Below are 11904 nucleotides of genomic sequence, written 5' to 3'. Positions count from 1 at the left end.
GAAAAATGTTGCAGTTGCAGAGGTTAATTATGGAAACCACAACTAAAAGACAAGAGTTGTTAAAAGCAATCTATAAAAGACTAGAAGATGCTTATGAAGACACTTTAGAAGATGTTCTAGAACTGTTAGATATTCGGAAAACAGAGGACGAAGAGGATCTTAAAGCCTTTGAAGAAGCGGAAAATGAACCTACTATTACTTGGGAACAGTATAAGCAAGAATTAGAATCGTGACTTATCAAATATAAATTTCTACCAGGGCTGCAAAAGAATTAAAAAAATTATCTGCTGATATTCGAGATAGATTTAACGATAAAATTTTAGCTCTGGCTGAAAATACTCGTCCTAGCGGCGTTGTCAAACTAGAAAATGCCGACAATAAATATCGTATTCGTGTTGGTAATTATAGTATTTTGTACGAGATTCAAGATGAGGTACTGATAATTAAAGTTGTGAGATTAGGGCATCGAAGAGATGTTTATCAAGATGAGTAGATTTTAAATTTAATATGCATGATTTTGGAAACAATCTATAGAAAAAATTTTAGATAAATCCACAACTAAATCAGCGAAAGATGGCAGGTTAACTAATTCATTTGGCAGATAAATAACTTTGCGACGATAACCAAACTTACCTTGCAAAGCTTGATAAGGTTCGCTATAAGATTCCAGATAATTATCTACTAAATTAAATATCCAATAATCAAAAATACCTGCTTGTGCATAAATAGGTAGCTTTTCCTCTTGGTCATATTTTAAGGATGAGTCGGCAATCTCAATTAAGAGTAAAATATCAGATGGACTGGGATGATTCGCTAGATAGTCATCATCTCTATTTTTTGCAATTACTCTATCTGGTTCAGGCTCACTATTGTTAGACAAAGTAATTGGTTGTTGTCCTCGCAGGGTTGCGCGATCGCCTACTAGTTTATATAATTCTCGCTCAAGGCGTGTTTTGCAAACAGAGTGCGGTGTACCTTTAGCTCCCATCTGGACTATTTCACCCTTAATTAGCTCTACTCGGTCATTCTCTGCAAAGAAGCCGAGTTCTGTTAGACGGTGGTATTCAGCTACAGTAAAGCGTTTAGCAGTGGTGAGGCTCATGACAACTACGAGAATGCAGAGTTATTTTTATCTTAATATAGCTGTAGCTGATTAAAGACAATACCAACAACAAATAGGGATAAAATTTTTACCCCTAAAAAATTGCGTATTATTTGAAAAATAGCTAGAAAAAGCTATTAATTTTCAGTTAAATGACTTTCTAACAAAGATGCGATCGCTTCAGGATGAATATTCTTGTATTTCTTTTTACCAAGGTGTAAAACACAGTTGGGGGCGCTGCTGCAACATTTTTGGCAACTGGTATGTTCAATGGTAACTTTGTCTAATAAACCGCGATCGCACAAAGTTTTTTCTAGTTCTGATAATAACCCCTTACCGCCACGCTTGAGGCAACCCGACTTTTGACACACCATAATCTTGGCTTTCGGTGGGAGTGGCAAACTTTGAATTGGACAAGTGCCAATTGGTGTGATTTGATAGGCTTTGATTTTAATTTCACCTGTGTGCGACTCTAACTGACTGTGAGCAAAAACGCGAATTTGCTCACCAGGAACTAACAATAAACTCAGAGAACGACGCAACTCTTTTGGCAATTTAATTTCCATAGTTCCATCTGCAACTGCCAATTGCAAATATTTATATTTCTTTGGTTGGGCACCAACAAAACCTAAAAACTGTCCTTCAAGGTTCAATTCTGATAACGTGAAATATTTGTTACCCATGATTGATTAAAAATAATAGGGAATAGGGAATGGGGAATAGGGAATAGGGAATGAGGAATAAAAAATGGGGATTGGGCATTAGTTATTCTCCCCCACTCCCCACTCCCCACTCCCCACTCCCCACTCTTACGAAAGCCGTTTTGCTTCCACAGTTTGCGGTAAATTCGCTACGTCTGGTAATTCACGAAATTCTAATTCCCAGCCATTTGCTAAGGTGAGAATCTTACCTTCATTGCCATCAGTTTGTTTGACTACTTCTTCTTCCAGGTCTTTTTTAGCAACGTAAACTACTAAAGTGCCGGCATCATTCACGCGTAACATTACTTTCATGAGATTCCTCAACAGATTCTAGTTCTTTTTTCTTACAGCCGACGACAATCCCTGTTTCTAAGAAATGCACAGCATATATATAGGAACTCTGCAAATATGTGCCTATACTTGCTATGTAGCCAATATCTCCTTTCTTAGCTAAAACTTGGCCGACTTCTTTACCAGGAAAGGTACCATCGTTTTTAATTAGTTTGCGAAGTCTGACTTTTTCACCAATTTCAAAAACGGGTGGCAAGTCTAGCTCTAATTCATCGCGTTGCATGAGAATACCTCTGTTCTCTGGCCAAATTCAACACTTCTTCTGTGGTGAGGCTGCGTTTTTTCTGTACTGACTGATGCCGCACTGCGTCTAAAACTGACTGGGTTTCTTGTGAGTTTAAGAAAATTCCATACTGTTCTAGTAAGTTGGAAACTAAATGTCTTCCCGAATGTTTACCTACTACTAAACGTCGTTCGCAACCCACTTCTTCGGGCGCAAATGGTTCGTAGGTGAGAGGGTTTTGCAGAACGCCGTGAGCATGAATTCCGGATTCGTGGGCGAAGGTATTTTCACCAACGATGGCTTTCCAAGGTGGAACATCTGCACCTGATGCGGCTGCAACTAGTTGAGACAGTTCTAGCAAGCCGGAAGTCTCAATTCCCAAATTTACGCCGTAGATGCGTTTAATCGCCATGACAACTTCTTCTAGGGCTGCATTTCCCGCCCTTTCACCCAAGCCGTTGACTGTGGTATTCACAGATGCGGCTCCGGCTTTGATCCCAGCAAGAGCATTGGCTGTTGCTAGACCAAAATCATTGTGGGTGTGGATTTCTAGGGGAATTGTCAAAGCTGAAACGAGTTGCTTGACTTTTGTGTAGGTGGTAAACGGATCGAGAACTCCTACGGTGTCGCAGAAGCGGAAGCGGGATGCACCCCATTCTTGGGCGGAGAGTGCTACATCTAAGACGAAACTTTCATCAGCCCTAGAAGAATCTTCTCCGCCGACTGCTACCCAAAGACCGCGATCAACGGCGAAGCTGATGGAGTCTTTGAGTTTTTGTAGACTTACCCGCCACTGACCGTGAAATTTAGTGGCAATTTGGATACCAGAGACGGGGATGGCGATATGCACTCGGTTGAGACCGCAGGCGATGGAAGCCTTAATATCTGAGATGACAGCGCGGTTCCACCCCAAGAGTTTTGCTTGCAAACCCAAGTCACAAATTGCGGAAATTGCCCGTGTTTCTTCGTCACCCATTGCTGGTATCCCAACTTCTAATTCGGGGATACCAATGGCATCGAGAAACTTGGCGATCGCCACTTTTTCTTTTAAGTTGAAAGCAACACCCGCTGCTTGTTCACCATCACGCAATGTAGTGTCATTAATTATGATTTGATTCATTGCAAATATCCCTCTCTTGGAAGTATTCTCAATATCGTTTCTCTCTACTATTCCCAGTGATGGTAAATGCTAAAAATATCACAATACATATGTAGGATACATGATCCTCAATTATTGCCCAATTAGCAACATCACATCTGTATGGCAAAGAACCAAAAACTGGTATAATTTACTAATCTTTTTTACCGATGTCAGTTGAAATTTGTTCGAGTAGCAAAGAACTAATATAGCTATTAGCAAATCCTGTACAAAGTAAAACACAAAATCCAGCAATTAAAGTAGTGATCATCTCGTTACCTCAGATTTCTTTAGAGCATTAGTGTGTAATTTATTCCCGGTACAAATCTCCGCATTCAGGAATCAGAATGACTGGAAAATCAAGGTTATTCAGGCTGCTTGATTTTCTTCAAATTATCAACTGGGTGGTCTCTATGTCTCATAAATTCTGAATTTTGAATTCTGAATTCTGAATTCTTAGCTACAAATTAGTTAACTTTGTTCTGCTAACCAGTCAAAAATCTTTTCTAACTGTTCTAAGTTAACTAAGCCATACTGCCAGAGAAGCATCGGTAAGGGGCCATTTTCTAACTCACGGTGTCGTAGCGCTACAGCAATATCCGCATTTGAAAGTTCAAGTTCATGGTGCAAAAAATTGAGGAGTTTTAAATCTCTGTTACGAATCGGCATAGTCGAACTTTCAATTTCTTCAGTTGGGAAAGAATTAAAAATAAGAAATTCCTATCTTGGGCATTGGGCATGGGGTAAGAAATCTGAGAACATTAACCGGATAGTTATCTCCGCCATGCTGTAGGAGTTCCTCTCAGTTTGCAATAGAATTTGCTAGCAGACAGTAACTTCAACTTCTAAACCTGTTCAATATTTATGCATGTCTACAAAGAGCTATGCTTGTGTGATGAATTCAGGATTAATATTGTCTAGATTAGGTCTTTTAACAATATTCAAGACTCAGGATTCATCACTATATTGCCAACAACGCTCTAGCCATTCGACTAATTCATGACGAGAAGCTAGAAATTGCATAACCGTACTGCGAATTAAAATCGCTTCTAGCAAATTGTTTACTTGCACCCGTAAAGAACCATCGGGAAGACAGGAACTCTTAATCTTTAATTCTTGCAAACGGTGATAGATTCGCCAGCGATCGCTCAAAGGAATCTGCAAAACTTGTTCGCCTAAAGTATCATTTGTCATTTGTCCTTTGTCCTTTGTCTTTTGTCAGTAGTCCTTTGTCATTTGTCCTTTGCAAATGACCAATGATTGCTTGATGGTACAAGCCCTCGGATTGATCCGTGGGGTCAATCCAAAATCCAAAATCTAAAATTCAAAATTGTCTGACTAATGACCAATAACTACTGAGTTCTGACTCCTGATTCCTGAGTTCTGACTTCTAAAGTTTGCAGTTGTTTTTCGAGTTGTTCGATGCGTGAGAGCAAAGAACGAATCACGGTTGCTTCTACATCGGGTAGCTTTCCATGTTCTAGAGGAGAAAGGCTAGCGCTTTGATTGCGAGAAATAATTCGACCTGGAACACCGACTACAGTACAATCGCTGGGGATATTCCGCAAAACAATGGAACCTGCGCCAATCCGAACGCGATCGCCAATTTGCAGATTACCCAAAACTTTCGCACCCGCACCCACCACAACATTTTTTCCGACTGTGGGATGACGCTTACCGCTTTCTTTACCAGTTCCGCCAAGGGTGACGCCTTGATAAATCAGCGTATAGTCTCCGACGATCGCAGTTTCGCCAATCACAACCCCCATTCCGTGGTCGATAAATACACCCTGACCAATCTCTGCACCGGGGTGAATTTCAATTCCGGTTAAAAATCGCCCCACGTGAGAAATCAAGCGGGGAATAAAACCCACTCCTCGACAATGTAACCAGTGAGCAAGACGATGCAAACAGAGTGCGTGCAATCCAGGATAGCAAAACACTACCTCCAGCCAATTGCGTGCTGCTGGATCGCGCTCAAAGATAATGCGAAAATCACTCAATAATGGCTCAAAAAAACCTCCAGAGAGTAATGTTTTGAGCAAGGATTTCTGTTTTGAATCCTGTATTTTCTGAGTTTGAGAATTCGTAACTCTGTCTAAGGACTGTTGCATCGCTACTGTCTATCTGGTTGAAAGAGCCATGTGCTATTTTTATGCTTATATCAGACCACTTCCAACTCGATAGTTAACCCAATGTTGATTGGATTTATTGGATTTATTAAGGTTGTACTCAAACGCCAAAACCCCCACCTAAGATAACCTTAAAATTTATCTTGGGATAGGGGTACTAGTGTTTAGGGATGGGGGTACTAGTCTTTTTGGGGGAGGGTTTAAGATTTTCTGTACTCGCTACAAGAAACTTTACCTGTAAGACTTTGCAAAGATTTATTCAATATATTTTGCGTTTTATTAAGCTGTACTCAAATGCACTCAAGTATGGGTTAGATAAGGATAAAAGTGAAATTTCTGTATATCGTATTACTATTATTATCCTATTATTTGGTTAGGCGAAAGACAGGTTTCTTTATTTTCTTTTAGGATTTGCTGTCTGTATGTATGTATACGTTTTCAAATATCGCTATCGCTCATAAGAGATGTTTTCTTATTATATAGATGTGTGGAAAAAACCAACACAAAATCTTAGAGTGGCATAATAAGTAGATATTCTCATAGCAATTAAATAATTGCTGATTGCTGTAGCGGCGTAAAGCTATGCTACCCTAGTCACGAAACTTGTAGAGAGTGATTAACGGAGTTCAAAGGCTTCTTATTTAGCGACAAGTCTCTTATTTAGCGACAAGTCTAATAATCCCGGACAAGTTCTTCAAGTCTACACACATCAGAACCTACTTATTTATCTGTTTTAGTGCCGATGCTGATGGATACTGACCAGATGCTATCAAAGCTCGTCGCTCTACAATCCTTTCATCGCTGTTAAAATCTAGGATACGTGCGGTGACTTCTCCAATCTCTGTTTGATGCACAATCACAGCCTCATCTAGTCGAAAATGCTCACCCCAAAAGTCTCTGCGTGGGTTAAAAAAACGCACAAGTTCCGCAGTTTGCCAATTAATTGAGCCTAAATCTGTCCCTTTTTGCAGGTTACAGAAAATACAGGCATAGCAAAGATTATCTGCTGTTGTAGCGCCGCCGTGTTTGACACTGATTATATGGTCAACTTGACAACCTGATCATCTATTTGATTCAGAGACGAGACAGTATTCGCAAATATGCTCAGCGCGATCGGCAACTAAACGCCGCAGTTCTGCATTAATATATGGACGAGACATATTAAATACTTACTTAGGGTTAACGTATGTACGAGCTTTTGCTTTTGCTAAAGTCATAATATGCTCTAACGTGAGGAAATGATCTAACTCTTGCTGGTCACTTCCAGTAAGACCTTCAGTTTTTGCCCGATAAACCAAATCCTCTAAACGGTCTTTGGCTGCATCTGAGAGTTTGAAATCGATAACACTTTGGGGAGTGGTGCCAGCAGCAATAAACTCTATAATTTCATCGTAGACTTTGGTGGTATTTACAGATGTAGTCATAAGATTACCTCTTTTTATTAGTGAGCTACTTGGTCAACGAATTTTGGATTTTAGATTTACGATTTTGGATTCACCCCGCGCCACTCGCGGTACGGGGCTTGGGGATGCAAGAATTTTAAATTTTGGATTTATTCCGCCCACAAGGGGCGGGGCATGAACCGAAATAATCTAAAATCTAAAATCTAAAATCTAAAATTGGCGCGGTGAATAGAGGGGAGTAGGGAATCGGGAATCGGGAGTCGGGGATGCAGCATTGGTCAATTAGGTTTCATTGACAAATCTCTAAGTTCCATTGAAGTCTAACAACAACTGCTACGCGTCTAGGTCATTTTTCAGCATAACAATCGTAATCAAGAAAAATTAACTTAAACTAAAAATCTGGTAAGGTGTCGTACCCTCATGAATAAGACACCCTACCAGATTAAAGCTAGATATGAATCAGACTTTTCAACTTGTCTGTAGGCCGTGGCCTCCTAGCCCAGGAGATGGGGAAGATTTAAACCAATCTCAAATCAGAATAATTTGCTAAGACATCATCAGATGTCAGGGTATCACCTTCGGCTTGGGGAGTCCAAAGAACTTCAATTGCTAGAAGTTTATCACCGGGGATGCTACCAATTTGCCGCAAGGCTTGACGCAAATCATCGGCGCTGTTAATTTTTGGCATTTCAGATTTGCCTAATGTCGCCGCTAGTAAGGTGACGATAATGTATTCGCCAGGGCCTTCGGTAATTAGACGAGTGGGGTTATCGAGTTCATCAGCCGGGGGTAAAGCTTCTTTGGCGAGGGCTGCTTTTAGCTGGTTGTTGACGTTAGTCAGAGTTTCTTCGCTAAACTTGCTGCGTTCTGCTAATGATAAGCGGTTGAACTGTGCTTCAGCTGAATTTAACCGAGCTTGTTGGGTATCACCACCTGCATATACCCAATACTCTGGATGGCGGAGTAAAGCTAGGCTGGCTTCTTGGAGAATTTCTGCTCTCCCCTCTGGGGAGTTGGTATCAGCAGTTTCAGCAATGTGGTTGAGTTCATTTTGCAAATCACGTGCTTGAGCTAACAAACCCACTTGCAAACGAGTCACGGAAACTGAGGAGTTGGTGCTGTAACCGGCTTCTTCTGTTTCACCACTGGAGACGCGGCGGAAGCTTTGGACTAAGAAATTAGCGATCGCCAAAAATATTAAAATGCTAAATAGACCACCAAATCCGCCTCCAATTCCCCAAAAAGGAATTATGAAGGGAAAGCCAAAACCACCACCACCGGGATAATATCCGCCTCCGCCTGGAGGTGCGTAAGTACGCGGTGTATAGGTCCGGCTGGAAGGTACTCTAAATGAGCCACCACCAATTCGTCCACCACTAGCGGCTAATGCTCCATCAGCATGACTGAGAGCCAATGTTAACACCAAGCTGAGAGCAAAGAAGATTTTTAGCAGCGGTTTGATGGTTTGTTGTAGTTTTTTACGCATAATACAATCGCTTCAAAATGGAAATTTTTATGATTTTTTCCTATGTTCTTGGGATTCTTGGGGTACTTAACACTCCCCTTTATCGGCTACACATTCACTCTACCGCGTCTTATATCGGGTAGGCAGCGATCGCAGGGGGGATTTCTCTACAGGGGAACCGTACTTGAAGACATGTTCTGATGAGAGAAATTGGCGATGTCTACGACGGGCTACGCATACGAGTAATTGTTACTATGTCTGCGACTAGCACTTTCTGACTACAGTTTTGAATTATACAGATGATTTGAAATTTTAGTGATTATTTTGACTGATTTTTTTAATAGTTGGCGCTAAATATTTTGTTGCAATCTAGATTTTCTGTAATAAATTACACACTAAAACCATCAAAATCTCTTGACCCTACTCCCCACTCCCTATTTTCCAGATAACAGAGATTTTGGCATTTTGGCACGACTGTCGAGATTATTTTAGATATTCTGTTGAAGGTAGCTAAATTTGATAATTTTCGCAACAGTTGCTCGTCGAGCGATTTAGCTGCAAGTGGTAGCTTCATATTTGTTGTTTATCATGCACAGAAATTCTCAAGTCATGAGAAATTTGCCAGTAAAAATCTAAATAGACACAAATCAAAACTAACTATTACTGGCTAATGTTCTGAAATCAGCTTAGAATTTATCTACTGCATTACAGAAAAAAACAAACAATAATTATTGTGGCTTTCAAAGTCATCTCAATTGTAAATAAATACAAAAAATATTTTAAAATCTAGTTCTCAAGTTGATTATGGAACATATTTCTCAACTCACAGCCACAATTAGAGACGAAACTGCACATCCGGATATTCTGGTGATATCCCGAATCTTCCTACCGAAACAAGCTGTTATTGGGGAATATATCTACAATCGCTGTCTCCAAGATCCAGAACGAGTGATTGTGCTGGCGGCTGGTTGTTCAGGAGATAAAGTATTTGACGAAAATCAACAGTTTCCTGTATATCGCTGGCCTAATGTTAAATACTGGGGTAGTGGCTGTTTAGGAAATGTTCTCAAGCCTTTGGTGAATATTATCTGCTCGTTTGTGCTAGCAATTAAACTTTATTTTCGCTATCACTACCGTTATATTGAATGGGGCCACGGCTATGACTTTCCTTCACTGTTGCTATTGAGCTATCTTTTACCGATTCGTTTTTTTATCTATGTGCATGGCAACGATCTTCTGAGTCCATTACATAATCCGGTGTGGCGATCGCTATTTAAATTAACACTTCATAGAGCCGAAGGCATTATTTGTAACAGTTCTTATACACAAAACTATCTCAGAACTGCTTTGCGATTAAATACCCCAACCCATGTTATCAACCCAGTAATCAGACCAGAAAAATTTGGCAATGCAACGTTAAATAGCCTTGATGATTTACGTGTGCGTGTGCGTCAAAGCTACAACATTCCCGAAACATCAATAGTTATTCTCTCGGTAGGAAGGCTAGTAAAACATAAAAGTTTTGATCGCGTAATTGATAATATTCCACTATTGCTAACTTTTGGGGTGGATGTCCACTACATACTTTGCGGTCAAGGGCCTTGTGAATCTCAACTGAAATCTCTCGCACATCGCCTGCGGGTAGATAAACGGGTACACTTTGCTGGATATGTTCCAGAGAACGAATTAGCAGGTTATTATGCAGCCTGTGACATATTTGCTATGCTGAGTTTATTAGATACAAAACCTCATAATATAGAAGGTTTTGGTATCGTTTATTTAGAAGCAAGTTACTTCGGTAAACCTGTAATTGCTCCTCGTTTAGGTAGTGTTTTAGACACAGTTACACATCAGGAAAATGGGATACTCGTAAATCCTAATTCTGGTTATGAGGTTTTTCAAGCTTTTAATCGGTTGTGCAAAGACCAGCAGCTACGCGAACAGCTTGGTCGCAAAGGTAAAGAATTAGCTAATCGTAGAACTCTTCACCGTTCGCTGTACAAATCAGAAGCCAAAAACACGATTTTGTAAGAGACTTCCAATTAAAAAAACATCCCACCGTAGGGTAGCACAGCTGTGCTACCCTACAGCGCGATCTATTTACGATTTACTGAATTCTGAATTTTGCTGTATTTCCGGAAACGAGCAAGATTGCGGTGTAGAATCTCGCTTGTGATTCGGTTAATCTGCAATGAAAAATATCTTGTTTGCCATATCGCAATTTCTTGGATGGACTCAGCGAAAGCAATCTCTTCTTTTCACGGTTATTGGATGTTTTGCTGTATTGAGCGTGATGAGCTTTGGGAGAATGTATCTACTGGCTCAACCTGCTTCAACTCAACGTCCAGCAATGCTGAGTGTGAAAACACCAAATTTAGGGCGACACTTTCAAGAATTTGGGCGTGAAGGTTCAATCTTGATTTACGACTCCCAAAACAAGCGCACTTATGAACACAATCCTCAACGTAATGGAAATGCGATCGCTCCAGCTTCCACATTCAAGATTTTTAACTCTCTGGTGGCGCTAGAAACAGGTGTAATTCCTGATGATGTAGCCGTTCTTACTTGGGATGGAATTGGGCGAGAAATTGATGCTTGGAATCATGATACCAATTTGCGTCAAGCTTTTAAGAATTCAACTGTTTGGTTCTATCAAGTATTAGCGCGTAGGGCTGGATATGAAAAAATGCAGCAATTTATTAATAAAGTAGGCTACGGTAACCGTCAGATTGGCACCGCCGCAGACATCGATCGCTTTTGGCTACAACAGCCATTACAAATTACACCCAAAGAGCAAATTAAGTTTTTGCAACAGTTGTATCAAGGCGATTTGCCTTTCTCTCAACGAACAATAAATCTTGTCAAAGACATTATGATCCGCGAACAAACTCCAGACTACACATTGCGGGGAAAGACAGGATGGTTAACGAGTTCCAAACCAAATATTGGTTGGTTTGTGGGTTATCTAGAACAAAACAAAAACGTTTACTTTTTCGCCACAACCCTTGACATGTATAAACCAGAAGATGCACCCGCCCGCATCGAAATTACACGACGCAGCCTCAAGGATCTGGGTTTACTGGCTGAAATTAATTAACCACCACCAACAATAGTAACCACTTCTAAGCGATCGCCAGATTGCACTTTTGTTTCTGGCCAAAATTGGCGGTGTAAGATTTCGCCGTTATACTCCACCGCCACCAAGCGAGGATTGAAACCCAACTGTTGCAGTAAATCGGGTAAAAGACTCTCAGACGAACAGCTACGGGTTTCACCATTTATCTGAACCGTAATCTCATTAGACATAAATTGGGGAATGGGGAATGGGGAATGGGGAATGGGGCATTGGGCATTGGGCATTGGGCATTGGTTATTCACTTTGGACTAAT

15 protein-coding genes and 1 pseudogene are annotated in these 11904 nt (G+C 40.6%); 4 read left to right on the top strand and 12 right to left on the bottom strand.

Features of this window, described 5'->3' with window-relative positions; genetic code table 11:
* The first annotated feature begins 29 nt into the window (after positions 1 to 29).
* Both IQ276_RS02925 and IQ276_RS02920 read left to right on the top strand, forming a co-directional pair.
* Positions 30 to 233, top strand: a complete 204-nt coding sequence (locus IQ276_RS02925; protein WP_193923474.1) for a hypothetical protein — start codon at positions 30 to 32, stop codon at positions 231 to 233.
* A gap of 14 nt (positions 234 to 247) precedes the next feature.
* Positions 248 to 493, top strand: a complete 246-nt coding sequence (locus IQ276_RS02920) for a type II toxin-antitoxin system RelE family toxin (protein ID WP_193923477.1) — start codon at positions 248 to 250, stop codon at positions 491 to 493.
* A 9-nt stretch (positions 494 to 502) separates the two neighbouring features.
* On the opposite strand, the gene IQ276_RS02915 is transcribed toward IQ276_RS02920, so the two are convergent.
* The 11 genes and pseudogenes from IQ276_RS02915 to IQ276_RS02865 all read right to left on the bottom strand — a co-directional run bounded on the left by IQ276_RS02915 (position 503) and on the right by IQ276_RS02865 (position 8536).
* Positions 503 to 1102 carry a Uma2 family endonuclease gene (locus IQ276_RS02915; protein WP_193926000.1) on the bottom strand — a complete coding sequence of 200 codons (600 nt, stop codon included), beginning with the start codon at positions 1100 to 1102 and terminating at the stop codon, positions 503 to 505.
* A gap of 137 nt (positions 1103 to 1239) precedes the next feature.
* The gene (locus tag IQ276_RS02910) at positions 1240 to 1785 is read right to left on the bottom strand and encodes a (2Fe-2S) ferredoxin domain-containing protein (RefSeq protein ID WP_190875541.1); all 546 of its coding nucleotides are present in this window, start codon (positions 1783 to 1785) and stop codon (positions 1240 to 1242) included.
* A gap of 126 nt (positions 1786 to 1911) precedes the next feature.
* Positions 1912 to 2115, bottom strand: coding sequence for a putative nitrogen fixation protein NifT (gene nifT / locus IQ276_RS02905; protein WP_073639543.1), 204 nt, complete (start codon positions 2113 to 2115; stop codon positions 1912 to 1914).
* A complete protein-coding gene (locus tag IQ276_RS02900) occupies positions 2090 to 2377 on the bottom strand; it encodes a nitrogen fixation protein NifZ (protein WP_190875540.1) in 288 nt (95 codons plus the stop codon). The genes nifT and IQ276_RS02900 overlap by 26 nt, the downstream gene beginning before the upstream one ends.
* The gene (gene nifV, locus IQ276_RS02895; protein WP_193923778.1) at positions 2364 to 3497 is read right to left on the bottom strand and encodes a homocitrate synthase; all 1134 of its coding nucleotides are present in this window, start codon (positions 3495 to 3497) and stop codon (positions 2364 to 2366) included. The genes IQ276_RS02900 and nifV overlap by 14 nt, the downstream gene beginning before the upstream one ends.
* A gap of 489 nt (positions 3498 to 3986) precedes the next feature.
* The gene (locus tag IQ276_RS02890; protein WP_190875538.1) at positions 3987 to 4184 is read right to left on the bottom strand and encodes a DUF2949 domain-containing protein; all 198 of its coding nucleotides are present in this window, start codon (positions 4182 to 4184) and stop codon (positions 3987 to 3989) included.
* Positions 4185 to 4463: 279 nt separating this feature from the next.
* The gene (locus tag IQ276_RS02885; RefSeq protein WP_073639547.1) at positions 4464 to 4709 is read right to left on the bottom strand and encodes an Asr1405/Asl0597 family protein; all 246 of its coding nucleotides are present in this window, start codon (positions 4707 to 4709) and stop codon (positions 4464 to 4466) included.
* Positions 4710 to 4867: 158 nt separating this feature from the next.
* Positions 4868 to 5629 (bottom strand): serine O-acetyltransferase, encoded by a 762-nt coding sequence (gene cysE / locus IQ276_RS02880; protein ID WP_190875537.1) that lies wholly within the window; start codon positions 5627 to 5629, stop codon positions 4868 to 4870.
* Between the two features lie 734 nt (positions 5630 to 6363).
* A pseudogene (locus IQ276_RS02875) lies at positions 6364 to 6807 on the bottom strand (HNH endonuclease).
* 9 nt (positions 6808 to 6816) lie between these two features.
* Positions 6817 to 7071, bottom strand: coding sequence for a hypothetical protein (locus IQ276_RS02870; RefSeq protein ID WP_193921820.1), 255 nt, complete (start codon positions 7069 to 7071; stop codon positions 6817 to 6819).
* A gap of 496 nt (positions 7072 to 7567) precedes the next feature.
* Positions 7568 to 8536 (bottom strand): DUF1517 domain-containing protein, encoded by a 969-nt coding sequence (locus IQ276_RS02865; protein WP_193921818.1) that lies wholly within the window; start codon positions 8534 to 8536, stop codon positions 7568 to 7570.
* A 783-nt stretch (positions 8537 to 9319) separates the two neighbouring features.
* Here IQ276_RS02865 and IQ276_RS02860 point away from each other — a divergent pair.
* Together IQ276_RS02860 and blaOXA are read left to right on the top strand one after the other, a co-directional pair.
* Complete coding sequence (locus IQ276_RS02860) at positions 9320 to 10546, top strand: glycosyltransferase family 4 protein (RefSeq protein WP_193921816.1); 1227 nt, start codon at positions 9320 to 9322, stop codon at positions 10544 to 10546.
* 160 nt (positions 10547 to 10706) lie between these two features.
* The gene (gene blaOXA, locus IQ276_RS02855; protein ID WP_228043402.1) at positions 10707 to 11612 is read left to right on the top strand and encodes a class D beta-lactamase; all 906 of its coding nucleotides are present in this window, start codon (positions 10707 to 10709) and stop codon (positions 11610 to 11612) included.
* Here blaOXA and thiS read toward each other — a convergent pair.
* The gene (gene thiS / locus IQ276_RS02850) at positions 11609 to 11821 is read right to left on the bottom strand and encodes a sulfur carrier protein ThiS (protein WP_073639559.1); all 213 of its coding nucleotides are present in this window, start codon (positions 11819 to 11821) and stop codon (positions 11609 to 11611) included. The genes blaOXA and thiS overlap by 4 nt on opposite strands.
* Positions 11822 to 11904: the final 83 nt, after the last annotated feature.

The organism is Desmonostoc muscorum LEGE 12446 (assembly GCF_015207005.2).
GTDB lineage: Bacteria > Cyanobacteriota > Cyanobacteriia > Cyanobacteriales > Nostocaceae > Nostoc > Nostoc muscorum.
Note: the sequence above shows the minus strand (reverse complement) of the source record. Positions and strands in the feature narration are given on the sequence as shown.

Bases quoted from the DNA above. Each gene is read 5' to 3' on its own strand.
- IQ276_RS02925 (WP_193923474.1), top strand. From the start codon at position 30: ATGGAAACCACAACTAAAAGACAAGAGTTGTTAAAAGCAATCTATAAA.
- IQ276_RS02915 (WP_193926000.1), bottom strand. From the start codon at position 1,102: ATGAGCCTCACCACTGCTAAACGCTTTACTGTAGCTGAATACCACCGT.
- IQ276_RS02910 (WP_190875541.1), bottom strand. From the start codon at position 1,785: ATGGGTAACAAATATTTCACGTTATCAGAATTGAACCTTGAAGGACAG.
- nifT (WP_073639543.1), bottom strand. From the start codon at position 2,115: ATGAAAGTAATGTTACGCGTGAATGATGCCGGCACTTTAGTAGTTTAC.
- IQ276_RS02900 (WP_190875540.1), bottom strand. From the start codon at position 2,377: ATGCAACGCGATGAATTAGAGCTAGACTTGCCACCCGTTTTTGAAATT.
- nifV (WP_193923778.1), bottom strand. From the start codon at position 3,497: ATGAATCAAATCATAATTAATGACACTACATTGCGTGATGGTGAACAA.
- IQ276_RS02890 (WP_190875538.1), bottom strand. From the start codon at position 4,184: ATGCCGATTCGTAACAGAGATTTAAAACTCCTCAATTTTTTGCACCAT.
- IQ276_RS02885 (WP_073639547.1), bottom strand. From the start codon at position 4,709: ATGACAAATGATACTTTAGGCGAACAAGTTTTGCAGATTCCTTTGAGC.
- cysE (WP_190875537.1), bottom strand. From the start codon at position 5,629: ATGCAACAGTCCTTAGACAGAGTTACGAATTCTCAAACTCAGAAAATA.
- IQ276_RS02870 (WP_193921820.1), bottom strand. From the start codon at position 7,071: ATGACTACATCTGTAAATACCACCAAAGTCTACGATGAAATTATAGAG.
- IQ276_RS02865 (WP_193921818.1), bottom strand. From the start codon at position 8,536: ATGCGTAAAAAACTACAACAAACCATCAAACCGCTGCTAAAAATCTTC.
- IQ276_RS02860 (WP_193921816.1), top strand. From the start codon at position 9,320: ATGGAACATATTTCTCAACTCACAGCCACAATTAGAGACGAAACTGCA.
- blaOXA (WP_228043402.1), top strand. From the start codon at position 10,707: ATGAAAAATATCTTGTTTGCCATATCGCAATTTCTTGGATGGACTCAG.
- thiS (WP_073639559.1), bottom strand. From the start codon at position 11,821: ATGTCTAATGAGATTACGGTTCAGATAAATGGTGAAACCCGTAGCTGT.